We start from the raw sequence: 17,946 nt of genomic DNA on the forward strand, positions 1-17,946 counted from the left end.
GCCGTCCCCGATCGTAGCAACGAGGTGATTCACCGAGTAGCCGCCAACTGGGGTTGAGGCGATCGGCGTGAGATCAGCAGACGACAAATGCCCCGTCGGAGGTCAGCTGGCCGCAGGTTGGTCGAATCGGTCCCCAGTTGACTGCCATGCCTACGGATTCCAATCCCAGAGGAGCCTCGGGGCGGCTCAGGGAGAACCATCAGCTGTCGCTGGCCTGTCGCCATACAGCAGCGGAGTACAGCAACCGTGGCCACCGCAACGTACTCGACCCTGCCAAGCGAAACCGCCTGACCAGGCGCGCGGCCGTGTTGGACCAAACGGCCGGCAATCCATTGGTTCGTGCGGTCGAGCATGCGGGAGCATGCTGTCGTCGACAGGTGCCGCCGCGACGGGATCTCCGTTGAAGATCATCGGGCACAAGTTCGGCACAAATGAGCCCGAACGAGGTCGGCAAACGATGTAAGGCGACACGAACGTTGGCCCAGCTCAGCACGGCGATCCGCCGGATTCAGCCCGACCTCGCAGAAGCGCGAGGCATTTAGGGTTCGAGTCCCTGGCGGCCCACCATTCATAGCCTCTGACCAGGAATACGTCGGCGGTTGGGCATTGCACAACGACGCCTCGCGATGGGCCGCCACGCCGGGGCCTGGTACGCGTCATGACGGACGTGGATGGTGAGACACCGACCGAGTGGGCCGGGCTGCCGGCCGCCGATCCTTCAGGATCCACAACCCGCGGTTTGCCTCAGGCGCGCCGACGCACGGCCGGCTACGGCGTGAGAGCAGAGAGATGGCCGTTCCGAAGCCGTCCTGCTCGCGGCGCCGTTGTCGTGGCGCGGTGGAGCTCCGTCGGGGGTAACCTTGCCGAATATGGCTACCTTTCGCAGCGCCGCAGTGCTTCTATCCACGGACGGCACCAGAACCCCCGGCACCGCCGGGCTGTTCGCCGAACCCGCCCGCAAGGGTGGGCTTCCGTCGTGGGCAGGAGACTTCCGACCCGCTAACAGCGCCGGCAGCGGCCCCAAGGACGCGGTCGGGAAGACCTTCACGTTGGAGCTACCCGACGGCAGCACCGGCAAGGTCGTGGTCCAGAGCCTCAAGAGCGGGAAGGGAGGCGTGGTGTTGGCGTTGATGGGCGAGGACGCACCCCCGTTCTGACCAGGAAGCATATGCCCGCTGGGCCCACCGGCTGGACGGCCGGTACGCGAGCCTGGCAAGTCGCGTAGGTGGACGGCTTGGGGTGAGCGTGCTTGTTCTCTTCCCAGCCCTCGGCGAACCTGCCTCGATCGGGTGACTAACCCATGTCAAGGGAAACCGCGACTCGCGCGGCGACGGTTGGGGTCCGCCTCTATGATGGACTGATGGAGTCGGCAATGCAGTTCCAGGTCACCTTTGACTGCGTAGAGCCTGAGCGCGTCGCTCGTTTCTGGTGCGAGGTGTTGCGGTACGTCGTACCACCGCCGCCGGAGGGCTTCGCTACGTGGGACGATTTCGATCGTGCGCTACCGCCTGAGCGCCAGGGCTCAGCCTTCGCGTGCGTGGATCCCGCGGGCATCGGCCCGCGACTGTTCTTTCAGCGCGTTCCCGAAGGCAAGGTCGTCAAGAATCGGCTGCACCTTGACGTGCGGGTCGGCGCTGGGCTCGTGGGCGAAGAGCGCATCGCCGCGCTTGAGGCCGAATGCGCCCGCCTGGTTGCGCTCGGCGGCGTCCGCGTGCGACTGCTGACTGCCGACGGCTATGACGAGTCATGTCTGGTGATGCAAGACATCGAGGGCAACGAGTTCTGCCTCGACTGAGTGGCTTGACGGCGGATCCTGGCCGGACGGCGAGGGCATGCGCGCCCTCGGTCCAAGGCATCCGGGTGAATCGGCGGCGCCGGGCCGTCGCCTTGGATGAAGTTTGTGCCGGACAGGTCGGCGTACGCGCTGGCGGCGTCAATCGGGCTGACAGCGCCACCACCGTTCCCCCGATGGCGAACCCCAGGACCGTGCGAGCCACCAGCGTCCAGTCGATGTCGCCGGCGGGGAATAAGAAGGGGAAAGCCCACCAGATCGCGACCAGCGCGGTCAGGGTCAGCAGCGTGGTCACGACGTCACCTGCGGCTTCGAGGCAGGATGACGTTCACCGTGGCGCTGATGGAGTACCCGAACCGGCGGACGAGGGACCGGAGCGCCATCGCCATGACCGCCATCGGAGCCCCTCCCTTCGCACCCGTGCGCATGGGACACGCTAGGCCCGCCTGATCCGCGCGGCGAGGGCCGAACGTCCTCGGCGCGATCGGGATTATCCAGTCAGCCGTGGCCGTCAACAACGGCGCCTGGCGCCATGTCGCCGCCAGCCTCGGGCCCGCGGGGATGAAGCTTTACATCGACGGCACGCTCGTGGGGTCGAACCCGACGACCACGACCGCGGCGAACTTCACCGGATACGTCCGCGTCGGCGGAATGAACCTCAGCGGCTTCCCGGACCGCCCCAAGCCAGCGGTGGAGGTCCGACCATGGTCCACTTGCGAGCGCCGCCTACCTTTCGATTGTCAGCTGACATCGAAGAAGGAGCAGCAGTGACCACTATGCCTCGCCGGATGGCGACCGGAGCCGCCATCATCGTGATCGCCGTCGGCGGCCTGGGCCTTTCCGGTCCGGCAGCCGCGGCGCCGACCGACCACACCGTATCCGTGCTCGGCGCGACCGGCAGCGGGTGCGACGGCGACGTCGCCGCCGCCGTGAAGGGCAGTTCCATCGACGTCCGATACGGCAGCCTCGCGGCCCGCGCCCCAGCCGGGCAACGCACGACGGCGGAGTGCATGGCCTCCCTGAAGATCAAGCCCAGGGCGGGTTACGGATACCGCGTCTCCTCCGGCTCGCAGCAGTGGTGGTCGCACCAGCCTGACGGCGCGAAATCCAGGGCGGTCTACCACCTGGCGCACCGGGGGAGCCTGGGGACGATCGACGCGCTCGACTTCGACGGCGCGGCTGATGGCCACGGTGTTCTCCACTGGTTCGAGATGGACAAGAACCTCCACGGCTGCGAGCAGCCGGCGCCGCCGCTGGACCTGGCATACTCGCTTACCGTCTCCGCGTCGTCGAGCCCCGCCCTGCTCAGCCTCAGTCCGGGCGACGGCGCCTGGTCGCACCTGAACGTCGAGTTCGTACGCTGCGCCTGACCACCAGGTGACACCAGCGGGGCGGACGCCGGGTGGGGCGTCCGCCCCGCTGGGCTTGACGCTGACCTCAGGCCGGCGGCGGGACGTCCAGCTCGTCGCGTTCGGCGTCGGCCCGGGTGTGGTGCACCGTGCCGGGCCGGTGATCGGGCGGCCCGTACACGGTGACCAGTCGCAGCGGGCGGTCGCCGGTGTTCACGATGTTGTGCTCAACGCCTTCGGGCACCACGACCGCGTGGCCCTCGCGCATCGGCCGTTTGACACCATCCACGACGGACTCGCCGGCGCCGTCGACAGCGATGAGGATCTGGTCGATGCCATGGTGCACCTCGGCGCCGATCTCGCCGCCTGGCGGCAGGGTCATGATGACGAGCTGGGTGTGTGCGGCGGTGGCCAGGACCTGCCGGAAGTCGTCGCTGGCGCGCGCGGCGCCGAACAGGTCACCGTGGTAGCCGCTGTTCGAGGTAGTCATGGTCCGACGCTATCCCAAGCCCGGGCGACGCGGCGGATCAGACCGCGACCGGCTGCCACCGGGACGGTCCGCCCATCCATGCCTGGGCGAGAATCTCCGCGGACTGCCGGCCCGGGCACTGGTGCACCGTCGACCGACCGGAGTCGCCGCCGACCTGCGCTTCGACCTCCCACCGCTCACCGTCGGTGCGGATAAACACGTCACGACGGCTGCGCGCGCTGCGCTCGCCGTTCCACCACTGCCGTTCGACTCTCATGCGCCGACCGTATAGCACGCATCCGGGCGGGTGTCCGGCGCTCGATCAGCGTGGTGAATGCTCAGGTAGACTAGGGGAAGCGCCGTCTTGCCGTTCTGCCTTGAGGCGCTTTCACGTCGACCACGGCGTCTTCACGTCGACCACCACGCGCCGCAGCCGACATGGGCTGCGCCGGGCAGGACGACCCTTTTCGTGTACGGAGAATCCTTATGGCGGCACGCCGCCCTCATGCCACTGCACCCATTCAAGCCTCTTTCGCATCGTTCGGTGTGAATGCCGCGCTCATCCGGGCGCTTGCCCGCGAGGGCGTTGAGGCCCCGTTCCCCATCCAGGCGGCCACGCTGCCCGACTCCCTGGCCGGACGTGATGTCCTCGGCCGGGGCCGGACGGGATCGGGCAAGACCTACGCGTTCGTGCTGCCGGTGCTCGACCGGCTCGCCGCGAGCGCCTCGCCGCGCCGGCCGGGCCGGCCCCGCGCGCTGATCCTGGCCCCGACGCGCGAGCTGGCGACCCAGATCACCGCGTCGATCCGCCCGTTGGCGGACGCGTTGTCGCTACGCACGCTCACGATCTTCGGCGGGGTCAGCCCGGCCGGTCAGATCCGGGAGCTGCGCGCGGGCGTCGACATCGTCGTGGCCTGCCCAGGGCGGCTCGACGACCACGTCCGGTCCGGTCACGTCCGCCTGGACGCCGTTGAGGTGACGGTCCTGGACGAGGCCGACCACATGGCCGACCTGGGCTTCCTGCCGGTGGTGCGCCGACTGCTCACGCTGACGCCCCGCGGGGGCCAGCGGCTGCTGTTCTCGGCCACCCTCGATGCCGCGGTCGACGCTCTGGTCCGGCAGTTCCTGGTGGACCCGGTCGTGCACAGCGTCGACTCGTCGCTGTCCCCGGTCGCCAAGATGACCCACCACGTGCTACACGTCGACCGGTTGGACCGGCTCCCGGTCCTGGTGGACCTGGTGGCGGCCCCGGGCCGCACGTTGGTCTTCACCCGCACCAAGCGCGGGGCGAAGATGCTGGCCAGGCGGCTCTGCGCCGCCGGGGTGCCGGCCACCGAGCTGCATGGCGACCTGGCCCAGAACGCCCGCACCCGGAACCTGCTCGCCTTCTCCGAGGGCACGGCCCGGACGCTTGTCGCCACCGACATCGCCGCTCGCGGCATCCACGTCGATGACGTGACGCTCGTCGTGCACGCCGACCCGCCGGTCGAACACAAGGCGTACCTGCACCGGTCCGGGCGTACGGCTCGGGCCGGGGCGGAGGGCACCGTGGTGACCCTCATGACCGACGATCAGGTCGCCGACGTGCGGGATCTGGTCCGTAAGGCGGGCATCGCCCCGACGACGACCCGGCTGAGGTCGGGCGACCCGTTGTTGGCCCGGATCGCGCCCGGCCAGCGGTCGTTCGTGGCCCCGTCACCGGAGCCGCAGACCGCTGCCGAGCCGACCGCGCGAACGCGGACCCGTCGGCCGACGCAGCCGAGCCAGTCGCGGGGTTCCCGTGGCTGGTCGGGTTCGGGTCTACCCGCGGTCGCCACCGACCGCGGAGGGGCGGACGGCCGGGCCGGCGCTGGCCGGGCCGGGGCGGCCAGCGGCCGCGGCAGCGCTGGCGGTACCCGGGCCGGGGCGGGGTCCGCTCGCGGCGGGGCTGCGGCGGCGCCGTCGAGCGCCGCGGCGTTCTCGGGGCGGGCCAGGGTGGGGACGCGTCACGGCGGGCGCTGAGCCTGCCTGATCTGCGGTGATTGCGGTGATTCGCGGCTAGGCTGAGGATCATGGCGACCGTGGTGCTCAGGGTTCGGTTGGTCGATGGCGACCGGCTGGATATCACTTACGACGCTCCCGGCCTCGCCGATGCCGACGACGTCGTCGAGCAGGCCGTCACCGCCCTCGCCGACAGCTCCGGCTCGATCCGGGCGTTGCACGGCGAGCGCACATTCATCTTGTACGGGCGCGGGGTGGCGGCCCTTGAGGTCGCCCCCCGCGGCGCCGTTCTGTAGCTCCGGGCCACGGTCCAGGTCGGTTGACCTGGACCGTGGCCCGGAGCTGTGTCGCCTACGCCGTTATCGGGCGTCCATGGCGCTGTAGTCGTCCGTGGTCAGCGTGCCGATGCCGTTGATGGCGACACCGAAGCTGATCGCGGTCGCGCCGGCCGGCAGGGCCGGCGTGGTGAGCCGCGCCTGCTGGTAACGCAGGGACGAGGCGAGCATGGGACCGCTGGTCCAGTCGACCCATTCGCCCGCCTTGTTGCGGTACTGGACGATCATGCGAACCTTCGAGCCCGGCAGCCAGGTGCCCTTGTACCAGACGCTCAGGTCAGTGCGGCGACCCGACACGCCCGGAACCGCGCAGCTGCGGGTCTTGGCGGTGAGGACCATGCTGTCCCGACCAAGGCCGGTGGTGAGGACGGTGACGCCGAAGTCGCCGGTACGCGCGTCGGGAGTCCGCGAGATGCCGAACCGGCTGATGCCGACGGCGGCGTTCTCGAAGCAGGTCGGCAGCCGACCGGCGGCGTTCTCCATGGACGGGTTACGCACCTGGTTGCCGACGGGCGGGGCGGGCGTGCCCGGAACACCCGGCGCGACAGCGCCGTTGATGACGGCGTTCACCGGCCGCACGACGGTCTTGTGGGAGGTTTCCCGGGCGGCGAGCCAGCCCAGGAACTCACTGAACAGCGTCGGGGAGACGGCGAAGGTGTCGTCACAGCTGTTGCAGACGTGGTGGATCGGCAGCTGCACCCACCCGCCCCCGGCGGCCTCGGCCCGGGTCACGTAGCTCTTCATGTCGGCGAGGGTGGTGCTGGCACGCAGCGACGGCGTGGTGGCCGTGTAGTACGGGTCCCGCGGCGGGATCGACTCGGCGACCGGGCAGTCCTTGCAGGTCTCGGTGCTCTTGAGACCGCCGACGCCGCGGGCGCTGCTGTAACCGCACTCCTGGGCGATCTTCCCGGTCACGGCGCTCGCCGATCCGAACGGGAATGCCAGGTTCCGGATCGCGAAACCGCGCTTGAGCAGGGCGGTGCGGTCGTCGCAGATCTCCTTTCGTTGCTCCTCCGGGGTGAGCTTGGGCAGGTCGGGGTGGGTGAGCGTGTGCCCGGCGATCTCGTGGCCGCCAGCGGCCAACGTTTTGAGATTGGCCTCGGTCATCCGGTCGGGCTGGTCGATCCGTTCGCTGTTGATGAAGAAGGTGCCCTTCATGCCATGCCGGTTGAGCACCGGCACCGCCTCGGTCATCTGGTCCATCGTCCCGTCATCGAAGGTGAGGGAGACGACGGTGACGCCGGCGGGGAATGTCGGCGCCGTTGACGCCGACGCGACGGCGGCCGTCGCCACCAACGCGGCGCCGGCAAGGACGGCGCTGGAAAGTCGCAGGAGATGCTTGCGGGTGAACATTATTTCCTTTCGATTAATCCGCTGACGAACGCGGCGAACCACAATTGGACCGCACATTCGCGCTCAATGCGCGCGGCCACGGCGGTTGCTCGTCAGCCTTCACCCGCCTGTGTTCAGCCCAGATCCGGCGCGGTTCAGCCCAGATCCGGCGCGCCGAAGCGCTAACACGCCACACCGTCCGTCCAATATGGAAACAATTGCCGGCGTCTGGCCTGGCTGCGCTGTTGCAATGACGCCGCTCGCGCATTCGCCGCAACCGCGTCGGGAGCCTTCACCAGAGGTCGGACGCGCTCAACAGGCGCTAGGCGGGTCGATCCTCGGCGGCGACGGGGGCGGGGAATTTCCCGGTAACGCTACCCCTGCGCGTCGACGAGCGGATGCTTCTCACAAGGGAGGCCCCTACATACGTCAGACCGACGAGGAGGACTGTCGATGACAGCCGCAGCGATCCACCTTGATTTGTCCCCCATAAAGACGCGCCAACAGATGACCTGGGCCAGCGGCGACTTCTCTGTCGTCGCATCGCGCCTCGTGCTCGTCAGCGAGCTACTGGCCGAGAAAGCGGACCTGCGGGCCGGATGGCACGTTCTCGACGTGGCGTGTGGAAGCGGCAATGCCGCTATCGCGGCTGCCCGATCGGGCGCCGTCGCCGTGGGCGTGGACTACGTCCCGGCGCTCCTCGACCGGGGCCGATCCCGGGCCAGCGCCGAGGGCCTCGAGATCGAGTTCCGCCTCGGGGACGCCGAGCGGCTGCCAGCGGACGACGCGTCGTTCGACGCGGTGCTGAGCGTCTTCGGGACGATGTTCGCCCCGGACCACCGGCGAACCGCCGACGAGCTCGTGCGCGTCGCCAAGCCGGGCGGGGTCGTCGGACTCGCTTCCTGGACCCCCGACGGGTTCATTGGTCAGATGTTCCGGGTCATCAGCCGCCATGTGCCTCCGCCGGCGGACCTGCCGTCGCCGTTGCTGTGGGGAACCCCGGAACACCTGGCCGAACTGTTCGGCGGCGCTGCGGTCGAGATCCGGTCCGTCGAGCGGGCGTGCACCTTCCGGTTCACCTCGCCGGAAGAGTTCGTCGCGTTCTTCCGGCGCTGGTACGGACCTACCATCAAGACGTTCGAGGCGCTCGACGAGCCGGGCCGAGCCGCCCTCGCCTCCGAACTGACCGATCTCGGGCGTCGTTGGGACCGACAGGCCGACGGCGGCAGCGTGGCCATCCCGGCCACCTACCTCGAAACGGTCATCACCCTGCGCTGAGCGGGCGTCAGTCGCCCGACGACCCCCACGCGGCCGCCAGGCGGACGCGGCCACCGTTACGCAGCAACCCGCCCCGGTAGACGCGCGCCCCGGCGAGCAGAAACCCTGCCGCGGTGGCCGCGAGCAGCGCCAACGACAGCACCGGCTCCCACGCCGCGACGTCGCCGGCGAACAACCGTGCCGGCATGACCGTCGGGGACGACAACGGAAAGTACGACAGGACTGTCATGGCGACGGCGTTGTCCCGCATCGTGAGGACCGCCACCAACGGCGCAAGGACGATCATCTGCAACGGCATGGACGCCGCGCCGACGTCCTCCACCCGGGCCACCAGCGCTCCCGCCGCCGCCCACAGGGCGGCCAGCGCCGCGAACCCGAACAGGAAGAACGGGATGAACCAATCGAGCGCCGGGCCGATCAACGGCCAGACCTCGACGCCGACGTCCGTCATGGACAGACCGACCAGTGCCACCGCCACCACCAGCGTGATCTGGGCCAGCGCAAGGATCCCGGTGCCGATGATCTTGCCGGACAGCAGCGCCCGCACCGGGACGCTGGCGACGAGGATCTCCACCACCCGGGTCTGCTTCTCCTCCGTGACGCTCATCGCGATCTGCATCCCGAAGCCCAGCGCGGTCATGTAGAAGAGCATCGCGATGGCGAACGGCGCCAGAAACGCCAGGCCTGGGTCGACGGCGTCCGGGGCGAGCAGGTTGATCGGGGGCGACGAGCTCAGCGCGGTCACCACGTCGGTGGGCGCCTCGTTCATCGCCAGCACCCGGCCATCGACGACGGCGGCGTCCACGTCTCCGGAGCGGACGAGCTTCTCGGCCTCGGAGGCCGAACCGACGACCCGCACGTCGGCCCCGGCCGCCCGCAGCGGCGGGGCGGCCTCCGCTGAGACCACCGCCACGCTGGACGGACCACCGACGAGGCCCGGCAGGATGGTGAGGCCGGCGACCATCAACAGGTAGACCGCGGTGCTGATGAGGTACGCGCGATCGAGGAGCCGGACCCGGATCTCCCGGGCGGCCACCAGCCGGGTGGCTTGGAACGTATTCACTGGCTCACCTTCCGGAAGATCTCGGTCAACGTCGGGATGACCGGCGTGAACTGATGGACCGGCCCCCGGTCGAGGGCGGCCCGCAGCAGTTTCTGGGTGGCGGACGGGTCGGACAACACGACGACTGCCCTCGGCCCGTCCAGACTCACCAGGCGGACCCCGGGCAGCTCGCGCAGCCATCCGGCATCTTCGTCGACGACGATGAGGTGCTGGTCGGCGGCGTGCGCGCGTCGCAGTTGTTCCCGGTCGCCGCTGGCGCGGATCTGCCCGCCGGCGATGATGACCAACTGGTCGCAGAGCCGCTCGACCAGGTCGAGCTGGTGGCTGGAGAACAGCACCGGGACCCCGGTGGCCGCCCGTTCCCGCAGCACGCCGGCCACGTCGTCGACAGCGCCCGGGTCGAGACCGGAGAACGGCTCGTCGAGGACCAGGGCCACCGGGTCGTGGGCGAGGGCGGCGGCGAGCTGGGCCCGCTGCTGGTTGCCGAGCGACAGCTTCTCCAGCGGCTCCTTGGCACGCGCGGCCAGTCCGAGCCGTTCGAGCAGGTCGGCGACGTTTCGGCGGGCCCGCGCCGGGTCGAGCCCATGGAGCCGGGCCAGGTACACGAGCTGATCGGCGACACCCATCTTGGGATACAGGCCGCGCTCCTCCGGCATGTACCCGAACCGGCGCCGTGCCAGCGCGTCGATGTCGGCGCCCTGCCAGCGGACCCGCCCGCCGTGGGCAGCCAAGACGCCCAGGACGATTCGCATCGTGGTGGTCTTGCCGGCGCCGTTGCCGCCGATGAAGCCGGTCAGTCGGCCGGCGGGGACGGTGAAGGACACCTCGTCGAGGGCGAGCCGCTCGCCGAACCGACGGCTGATTCCTTCGATGCGGAGCTCTGGTGTCATGGCCCAGACGTTAGCCGGGCCCCGCTTCGGGCCGGTCCGAGCGTCGATTAATAGGGTTGATACCCGACTAATCGGATTAGCAACATTTACCAGATGACGCGAAGGGGGCCAACTACGTACGGTGATAGCTGATCAACTGGACCTCTCCACCCAAAGGACGGTGGTCACTCAACCGTTCAGGGGAACTCACCCCTGCTGATCTCAACAAATAGGACGACTACCTGATCGAACCGGGCTGCGAAGCAACCGAAAGAGGACCTTCTCGCCGCGCTCTCCACGCTGCCCGGTCGCCGCCATTGGCCGCCAAAAGTCAAGGGGCCACCCGGCACTGACCGAGCGAACCATTGGACACGTCACGGACGGCGCCTAATCTCCTTGCATGCCCCGCGAGCGCCCGACTCCCCTGCGCGTGCGATCTGGGCCAGTGCAGCGCCACAGGCGCGCTGGCCGAGGACGCCACCGCGCTGCCGGTAGCGGACGTTCGGTCGTGATCGGAACCATGATCGGTTGTGTGCTCGGCCTGGTTGCTGCGGTGCTCATCTCCGGAGTTCTGCCGGGCGGGCCGCCGCCCGAACGCGAGCTGGCCATCTCCGCTGAGCTGGAGGCTCGCGAGAGCGCGGCCGGGTCCAACGTCTCCCGCGGCTCCCGCGGCAAAGATCGCTCCGCGCCGAAACCGAACGCCACGCCGAGCGCCGCCCCGCGGTCCGTGGCCGGGCTCAGCCGGGCCCAGACAGCCAACGCGCTGGTCATCATCACGGTCGCCCGCAAGCGCAAACTCCCGGAGCGCGCCGCGCTGGTGGGGATGATGACCGCCATGCAGGAGACCTACCTGCGGAACCTGGCGAACGACCGGATCCCCTCCTCGTTGGCGCTTCCGAACGAAGGCGCCGGCCGCGACTTCGACTCGCTGGGACTCTTCCAGCAGCGGTCCAGCCAGGGCTGGGGCTCCACCGCTGAGCTGATGGACCCCGAGTACGCCACCAACGCCTTCTTCCGCAGCCTGGAACGGGTCGAGGGCTGGGAGCGGATGTCACTGTCGCAGGCGGCTCAGACGGTGCAGAAGTCCGCTTTCCCGGACGCGTACGCCAAGCACGAGCCCCAGGCCAGGAAGATCATCGCCGCGCTCACGTGACGGCGCTGTCGTCGCGCATCTGGAGGAACGGCTCGCGGCTCGGGTGGTATCCGGCCGCCGCGATCCTGGCCCGCTCCAGCCGGGCGTCCAGTTCGACACCGACCAGCAAGGCGATGTTCGACAACCACAGCCAGACCAGGAAGACGATCACACTGGCGACCGCGCCGTAGGTCCTGTTGTACGAACCGAAGTTGGCGACGTACATCGAGAAGCCGGCGGACATCAGCACCCACACCACCACGGCCATCACCCCGCCGGGGCTCACCCAGTGGAAACCGCCCTGCCGGGCGTTCGGCGACGCCCGGTAGAGGGTGGCCACGATGACGCTGACGAGTCCCAGTAGCACCGGCCACTTGGCGATATTCCAGAACGTCACCGCGCCGCCGCCCACCCCCAGGAGCCGGCCTACCCATTCGGCGACCGGTCCGCTGACGATGAGCATGCCGGTGGCCACGACGGCCATCGTCCCGACAACCACGGTGACGACCACCTGGAGGAAGGCCGTCTTCCAGAAGGGCCGGCCCTCGGGCGTCCGGTAGCTCTGGTTCGAGGCCCGGATGAAGGCGCCGACGAACCCCGAGGCCGCCCACAGAGCGCCGAGGACACCGACAACGGCCATGAGGCCGGCGGTCTGGCTGGCCCGTAGCTCGGTGAGGGAGTCGTCGATGAGGCTCTTGACCTCCGCCGGCGCCACCGCCGTCGCCTCCCGGACGACCGCGTCCGCGGCCTGGTCGTCGAGGAGTCCCAGGACCGAGACCAGCACCAGCAGACCCGGAAAGATCGAGAGCACGCCGTAGTAGGTGAGCGCCGCGGCGCGGTCGGTGAGCTTGTCCCGGGGCACCGCCATGAAGGCGTCGCGGGCGGCCGTCCACCAGGCCCGACGGTCCAACCGCGTCGGGGCGTCGGGGCCGATGTCCGGCCCGGGCAGGCCGTCCCGTCCGGGGGTCGGCCTGGGACCGGTCGCGTCCTGACGACTGGTGGCTGCGCTGTGGGTGTCGGTCACTCCCCTGAGCTGCCCGCGCTGGCCGGCCGGCTAAACCTCCCTGCCTCAGATTCGACCCCCGGCTGTCGACAGGTACGACGAACACCCCTTGTTTCTCTGACGCGATTGGCTGGTGCGGCAGGCCCGTGGCGGTATCTCCGGACGAGCGTTCCCGCCTCCTCGTGCTCACGAGCACGCTGGTGGTGGTGCTCGCGCTTGGCCTTCAGGGGCTGCCGGCGTTCCCCGGCGAGATCCGGGTCCTCGGCGGGTGGGGGCTGTCCGCGATCGCCGCCCTGGTCGCGGCCCGCGCTTTCGCCCAGGCAGCACGGCTCGCCGACGGCCCGCTACGGCTACGCAGATTCTGGGGCCGACTCGCCCCGGCCGCCGGACTCCTGGCCGCGGCGCTGGCCGCCCGGGGTGCGCTCGCCTACGGCGTGCCATACGCCGACCTCGCCGCCACCGGGCTGCTGGGAGCGACGATCGTCGCGGCGGGCGTGGCCGTATGGGTGCTGCCGACGACGCCCCGCGCCGGCTACGACTGGCTAACCTTCTGCCTCGACTCGGCCACCGTTCTGGTCGCCGCCGCCGTCTTCGCATGGCACTTCTCGATCCGGTTCCTGGTGAGCGGGCCCGCCCAGGTCGGATCGGTGGGTCTGGTGACGTTGGGCCTCAGCGCCGCGCTGTGCGTCTTCGTGGTGGTGAAGGTGGGCCTGGCCTGGGCCGGTCCGGTGGATCAGCTCGCCGTCTCGTTGCTGGGACTGGGTCTGCTCGGCGGCGTCCTGGCCGGCGCCCTGACCACCCTGCCTTTCCTGGACGGATCGACGCATGTGCTCCAGGTGTCGGTCCCGGTGGCCGCGGTCCTGTGGGTGGCGTCGGCGTACCGGCAGCTCGGGGTGGTCCCGGGCCGGCACCACCGGAAGCACTCCGCGCACCGGCCGTTCAGTCTGCTGCCCTACGCCGGGGCGGTCGCCGTGGGGACGCTGCTCCTGGTGGCGGGGCCGGACTCGTCACGGGAGGGCCGCATCATCGTCACCTGCGCCGTCGTGCTGGTGACCCTCATCCTGGTCCGGCAACTGTCGGCCTTCTACGAGAACGCCCGCCTGCTGCGACAGTTGGACGCCAGCGCCCAGGAGACCCGCAACCACGAGCGTCGGTTCCGTTCGATGGTGCAGCAGGCTTCCGACATCATCGTGATCACGTCGCCGAGCGGCGAGGTCAGCTACGCCTCCCCCGCGCTGCGCCAGCTGCTGGGCGTCGAGCCGGACGCTGAGCTGAACATCGGCCACCACTTCCACCCGGACGACCTGGACGACGTCCGCCAACGGGCCGTCGAGGTGGCCTCCGCCCCGGGCAGCGTGTCGACGTTCCGGGCCCGGCTGGCCGACGCCAGCGGCCAGTACCGTTGGCTGGAGATCGTCTCGACGAACCTGTTGGCCGACCCGAGCGTGCGCGGCATCGTCAGCAACGCCCGCGACATCAGCGACATGCTCCACTACCAGCAGCAACTGGCCCACCAGGCCACCCACGACGAGCTGACCAAACTGCCGAACCGGGCGCTGCTGTTGGACCGCTTGGAGCGGGCGGTCGGCGCCGACGGTGGCCTGGTGAGCCTGGCCCTGGTCGACCTCGACGACTTCAAGGCGTTCAACGACCGGCTCGGCCACCCCGTCGGCGACGGGCTGCTCATCGGCCTGGGTCGCATCCTCACCCGGTGCGCCGGCGAAGGGCACACCGTAGCGCGACTGGGCGGCGACGAGTTCGCGGTGCTCATGCCGGGCAGGACGCCCGAGCAGTCCACCGCGATCATCCAGTCGATCATCACGGCGTTGGAGACCCCGATGGTCGTGGACGGGTACGAGCTGCTCGTGGGCGCCAGCATCGGCCTGGCCCACGGCGCCACCGGCGAGGACCCGTCCGAGCTGATCCGTCGGGCTGACGTGGCGCTGTACGCGGCCAAGGACCACGGCAAGGGTCGCTTCGCCACCTACGACCAGGAGTTGGACCGGCGCAGCGTCCAGCACGCCGAGTTGGGCGCCGAGCTGCGGCAGGCGATGGGCTCGGGCGAGCTGCGGCTCATGTACCAACCGATCGTCTCGCTGCCGGAGGGCCGGGTCAGCGGCGTCGAGGCCCTGGTGCGCTGGCACCACCCGGAGCGCGGAGCCATCCCCCCGACGGAGTTCATCCCGGTGGCCGAGCGCACCGGGCTCATCGTCCCGCTGGGTCGTTGGATCATGCGCGAGGCGGCCAACCAGGCGGCTCGTTGGACGACGAACCCGCTGACGTCGTCGGTGACGATGAGCGTGAACGTCTCAGCCCGACAGCTGCGGGAGCCGGGCTTCCCGGAGGAGTTGGCGGGCGTCCTCGCCGAGACGGGGGTCGAGCCGCGGATGTTCACTGTGGAGGTGACCGAGACAGCGGTCTTCGAGAGCGACGCCGGTTTGGCCGCTCTGCGCGGGGTGCACCAACTGGGCGTCCGGGTCGCCCTGGACGATTTCGGCACCGGACACTCGTCGCTGGGGCTGCTGCGCTCCTGCCCGGTCGATGTGCTCAAGGTAGACAAGTCGTTCGTCGACGGTGTGACCGGCACAGCCGAGCAGGCCGCCATCGCGATCTCACTGGTGCAGATCACCAACACGATGCGGCTGGCGGCCGTGGCCGAGGGGGTTGAGACCCAGGACCAGGCGAATACCCTGTTCGAGCTGGGATACCAGCTGGCGCAGGGCTTCCACTTCGCCCACCCGCTGACGCCCGAAGAGGTCACCGGGCTGCTCATCCGCACCGCTGCCGAGGATGCCAAACGCGCGGCCGGGTACCCACATGGCAACTATCTGCCCGCTGGCGTCCTTCCCGACGTTCCCGGACCCGGCGCGCTGACGCCGGCCGTCGAGCGCGGCGCCCTGCCCACCCGCGGCGCCCGGCACCGGGCGGCCTGACATGGACGAGACGACCAGAGGCAGGGTGCTCGTCGGCTACCTGTCCGTCGCCGCCGTCGCGATGATCGTCCACGCGTTCCTGCCGGCGGGCGTCCGGCCGTGGAGCTATCTGGTCATCAGCGCGACGGCCGTCCCGCCGCTGGTCTACGGGCTGCGCCATCAGCTGCCCGCAGCCCGGCCGGCGACCGGGCTGCTGCTGACGGCGATGTCCACACTGACGCTCGGCAACGCTTTCTCGGTGGGCGCGGCCCAGGGCAGCGCGGTCCTTGGGACCGCCGCGGCGGTGACGATCAGCGTGGCACACGCGTTGGCGTTGGCGTCGGCGTTGAGTGTGGTCGCCATCCGCGGGCGGGACGATCTCGGCGGGCTCATCGACATCGCGGTGCTGGCCTTGGCCGGCGGCGGGTTGTTGTGGACGGCGATGCTGGAGCCGAGGCTGACCGCGGACGGGGTGTCCCGGGCCGCCCAGGTCGGCATGATGATCAACATCTTTGTGGTGACCGGGGTCCTGGGCGCCATCGGACGGCTCGTCCAGACCACTACCGAACGGTTCGTCGCGCTCTGGATGATCCTGGTGGCGCTGATGGTGACGCTGGCGGGCAACATCGCGTTGGCGATGACCACCGGATCGCTCACCGCGAACCGGCCGGCATGGGGCGAGTTGATCTTCCTAGCCGGGTACGCGCTGTTGGGCGGCATCGGACTGCACCCGTCGCTGCGGATGTTCGCCGAGGCGGCCCCGCCGCAGCGGGAGACCCTGGGCGGCCGGCGGCTGGCCATGCTGGGTCTGGCGTTGGCCGCCGGCCCGGTGGCGGGCGGCGCCCGGCAGCTGTTCGGGCTGGAGGTCGACGGCGTGCTGCTGGCCGGCGGCACGCTGGCGACCGTGCCACTGGTGATGCTGCGGATCGGCTACCTGACCAGGCAGCGGGTGCGCGCCGAGCAGACCCTGGTCCGCCAGGCGACGCGCGACCAGCTGACCGGCCTGGCGAACCGCGCCGAGCTGCTGACCCGCCTCGATGCGGCGCTGGCCCGCCGCCGGCAACGTGACGGCGCCGATGTCGTGCTGTTCTTCTGCGATCTCGACGGCTTCAAGGCCGTCAACGACACCCTCGGCCATGCCGTAGGCGACGAGTTGCTCATGGCAGTCGCCGGCCGGCTGCGCCGGACGGTGGCCGCCGACGACCTCCTGGCCCGGTACGGCGGCGACGAGTTCCTCCTGGTCTGTCAGACCCAGAAGGCGGTGGCGGCGCAGGCGAGCCTCGTCCGCCGGCTGAAAGCGGCGGTGGCCGACCCGTTCGAGCTGGCCGGTCAGCAGGTGCGGATCGGCATCAGCATCGGCTGCGCCGTCGCCGACGAGGGGTCAGACGCCGACTCCCTGATCAGCCACGCCGATGCCGCCATGTACGCCGCGAAGGCCCGCTCCGCCGCCGAGCGGCTTGCTGCGAGCGCCTAGGTCCGAGCGCACCGCCCCCCGGACGGCCAGCGCGAGCCGGCGCCGGCGGGACACGACGGCCCGCCGGCTGAAGACGTCGTGGTCGGCCCGCGCGATCTCGTCGAGGATGCCCCCGTAGACCAGGTAGGCGACCCGGACGCAGGGTCGGGACACCCAGTCGAGCATGGCGACGCCCGGGGCGGCGGCCACATAGTGCGCCCGGGCCCGTTCGATGGCGTAGGCGACGAGTTGCCGGGTCGGGGCGCTGGCCGTCCCGGCGGCGGCGTCAGCGGCCATGCTGGCGGCGGTGACACCGAACCGACGCAGGTCCTCGCGGGGCAGGTAGATCCGCCCGCGGTCGAGGTCTTCGCCGATGTCCCGGATGAAGTTGGTGAGCTGGAAGGCTAGGCCGAGCTGGCGGGCCGGCTCCCGGGCGGCGGCCCGGTCCCGGGCGCCGAGGACGGGCAGCATCATCGTGCCGATGACCGCGGCCGAGCCTTCCATGTAGTCGAGCAGGTCGTCGTAGGTCTCATAGCCGGTGACGGTGAGGTCCATGGTCATGCTGCGCAGGAACGAGGCGAAGTCGGCCCGGTCGAGCTGGCACTCGCGGATGGTGTTGATGACGGCCGGCAGCAGCGGGTCGGCGACCGGGGCGCCGTCGAGCCCGGCGAGGAAACGTTCGGACCAGTCGTCTAGGTACGCCGCCCGTTCCTGGGGGCTGCCCACGTCGGCGGCGTCGACGATCTCGTCGGCGTAGCGGGCGAAGCCGTAGAGCGCGTGGACGTGGGGTCGGCGGGCCCGGGGCAGCAGCCGGGTCGCGAGGTAGTAGGTGCGCCCGTGGCGGCGGTGCAGCTCACGGCAGCGCGAGTAGGAGTCGGCGAGGTCGCGGTGCACGATCGTCCCCTTTCCGCAGTGGGGTCCTGCGGCTCGTCGCGCGGGCACGCGCGGCCGGGCCGACGTCCGACCGGGTCAGTCTGCC

At 70.3% G+C, this 17,946-nt stretch carries 17 protein-coding genes; 10 read left to right on the plus strand and 7 right to left on the minus strand.

From position 1 onward, the window contains the following. Positions 1 to 869: 869 nt before the first annotated feature. The 4 genes from ABD287_RS01120 (at position 870) to ABD287_RS01135 (ending at position 3,162) form a co-directional block, all read left to right on the plus strand. Entirely contained in the window at positions 870 to 1,157 is a 288-nt protein-coding gene (locus ABD287_RS01120; protein ID WP_344166847.1) for a hypothetical protein, read from the plus strand. 203 nt (positions 1,158 to 1,360) lie between these two features. Next, a complete protein-coding gene (locus ABD287_RS01125) occupies positions 1,361 to 1,795 on the plus strand; it encodes a VOC family protein (protein ID WP_344166849.1) in 435 nt (144 codons plus the stop codon). Positions 1,796 to 2,296: 501 nt separating this feature from the next. Next, on the plus strand, positions 2,297 to 2,563 hold the full coding sequence (locus ABD287_RS01130) for a LamG-like jellyroll fold domain-containing protein (protein WP_344166851.1): 267 nt from the start codon (positions 2,297 to 2,299) through the stop codon (positions 2,561 to 2,563). Then, on the plus strand, positions 2,560 to 3,162 hold the full coding sequence (locus ABD287_RS01135; RefSeq protein WP_344166853.1) for a hypothetical protein: 603 nt from the start codon (positions 2,560 to 2,562) through the stop codon (positions 3,160 to 3,162). The genes ABD287_RS01130 and ABD287_RS01135 overlap by 4 nt, the downstream gene beginning before the upstream one ends. A 67-nt stretch (positions 3,163 to 3,229) precedes the next feature. Here the strand turns inward: ABD287_RS01135 and ABD287_RS01140 are convergent, their stop codons facing one another. Together ABD287_RS01140 and ABD287_RS01145 are read right to left on the minus strand one after the other, a co-directional pair. Then, positions 3,230 to 3,631 (minus strand): cupin domain-containing protein, encoded by a 402-nt coding sequence (locus ABD287_RS01140; protein WP_344166855.1) that lies wholly within the window; start codon positions 3,629 to 3,631, stop codon positions 3,230 to 3,232. Positions 3,632 to 3,668: 37 nt separating this feature from the next. Further along, positions 3,669 to 3,887 carry a hypothetical protein gene (locus tag ABD287_RS01145; protein ID WP_344166857.1) on the minus strand — a complete coding sequence of 73 codons (219 nt, stop codon included), beginning with the start codon at positions 3,885 to 3,887 and terminating at the stop codon, positions 3,669 to 3,671. A 209-nt stretch (positions 3,888 to 4,096) separates the two neighbouring features. Between ABD287_RS01145 and ABD287_RS01150 the strand changes: the two genes are divergently transcribed. Together ABD287_RS01150 and ABD287_RS01155 are read left to right on the plus strand one after the other, a co-directional pair. Next, positions 4,097 to 5,611 carry a DEAD/DEAH box helicase gene (locus ABD287_RS01150; protein WP_344166859.1) on the plus strand — a complete coding sequence of 505 codons (1,515 nt, stop codon included), beginning with the start codon at positions 4,097 to 4,099 and terminating at the stop codon, positions 5,609 to 5,611. Between the two features lie 50 nt (positions 5,612 to 5,661). Continuing rightward, positions 5,662 to 5,886, plus strand: coding sequence for a hypothetical protein (locus ABD287_RS01155; RefSeq protein ID WP_344166861.1), 225 nt, complete (start codon positions 5,662 to 5,664; stop codon positions 5,884 to 5,886). A gap of 63 nt (positions 5,887 to 5,949) precedes the next feature. Here the strand turns inward: ABD287_RS01155 and ABD287_RS01160 are convergent, their stop codons facing one another. After that, positions 5,950 to 7,278 (minus strand): polysaccharide deacetylase family protein, encoded by a 1,329-nt coding sequence (locus ABD287_RS01160; protein WP_344166863.1) that lies wholly within the window; start codon positions 7,276 to 7,278, stop codon positions 5,950 to 5,952. Between the two features lie 432 nt (positions 7,279 to 7,710). Here ABD287_RS01160 and ABD287_RS01165 point away from each other — a divergent pair, with 432 nt between their 5' ends. After that, positions 7,711 to 8,535 (plus strand): class I SAM-dependent methyltransferase, encoded by an 825-nt coding sequence (locus ABD287_RS01165; protein ID WP_344166865.1) that lies wholly within the window; start codon positions 7,711 to 7,713, stop codon positions 8,533 to 8,535. A gap of 7 nt (positions 8,536 to 8,542) precedes the next feature. On the opposite strand, the gene ABD287_RS01170 is transcribed toward ABD287_RS01165, so the two are convergent. Together ABD287_RS01170 and ABD287_RS01175 are read right to left on the minus strand one after the other, a co-directional pair. Next, a complete protein-coding gene (locus ABD287_RS01170) occupies positions 8,543 to 9,598 on the minus strand; it encodes an ABC transporter permease (protein WP_344166867.1) in 1,056 nt (351 codons plus the stop codon). Next, positions 9,595 to 10,488, minus strand: a complete 894-nt coding sequence (locus tag ABD287_RS01175) for an ABC transporter ATP-binding protein (RefSeq protein ID WP_344166869.1) — start codon at positions 10,486 to 10,488, stop codon at positions 9,595 to 9,597. Before ABD287_RS01175 ends, ABD287_RS01170 begins: the two co-directional genes overlap by 4 nt. 487 nt (positions 10,489 to 10,975) lie before the next feature. Here ABD287_RS01175 and ABD287_RS01180 point away from each other — a divergent pair, with 487 nt between their 5' ends. Next, positions 10,976 to 11,620 carry a hypothetical protein gene (locus ABD287_RS01180; RefSeq protein ID WP_344166871.1) on the plus strand — a complete coding sequence of 215 codons (645 nt, stop codon included), beginning with the start codon at positions 10,976 to 10,978 and terminating at the stop codon, positions 11,618 to 11,620. Here the strand turns inward: ABD287_RS01180 and ABD287_RS01185 are convergent. Then, entirely contained in the window at positions 11,613 to 12,623 is a 1,011-nt protein-coding gene (locus ABD287_RS01185) for a YihY/virulence factor BrkB family protein (RefSeq protein ID WP_344166873.1), read from the minus strand. The genes ABD287_RS01180 and ABD287_RS01185 overlap by 8 nt on opposite strands. A 125-nt stretch (positions 12,624 to 12,748) precedes the next feature. Here ABD287_RS01185 and ABD287_RS01190 point away from each other — a divergent pair, with 125 nt between their 5' ends. Continuing rightward, positions 12,749 to 15,535: a putative bifunctional diguanylate cyclase/phosphodiesterase gene (locus ABD287_RS01190; RefSeq protein ID WP_344166875.1), complete on the plus strand. Its 2,787-nt coding sequence runs from the start codon at positions 12,749 to 12,751 to the stop codon at positions 15,533 to 15,535. A 1-nt stretch (position 15,536) separates the two neighbouring features. Next, positions 15,537 to 16,988 carry a diguanylate cyclase domain-containing protein gene (locus ABD287_RS01195; protein WP_344166877.1) on the plus strand — a complete coding sequence of 484 codons (1,452 nt, stop codon included), beginning with the start codon at positions 15,537 to 15,539 and terminating at the stop codon, positions 16,986 to 16,988. Here ABD287_RS01195 and ABD287_RS01200 read toward each other — a convergent pair. Further along, a complete protein-coding gene (locus ABD287_RS01200; RefSeq protein ID WP_344166879.1) occupies positions 16,896 to 17,861 on the minus strand; it encodes a phytoene/squalene synthase family protein in 966 nt (321 codons plus the stop codon). The genes ABD287_RS01195 and ABD287_RS01200 overlap by 93 nt on opposite strands. Positions 17,862 to 17,946: the final 85 nt, after the last annotated feature.

The sequence above is a fragment of the Pilimelia columellifera subsp. columellifera genome, from assembly GCF_039532605.1.
GTDB classification, from domain to species: domain Bacteria; phylum Actinomycetota; class Actinomycetes; order Mycobacteriales; family Micromonosporaceae; genus Pilimelia; species Pilimelia columellifera.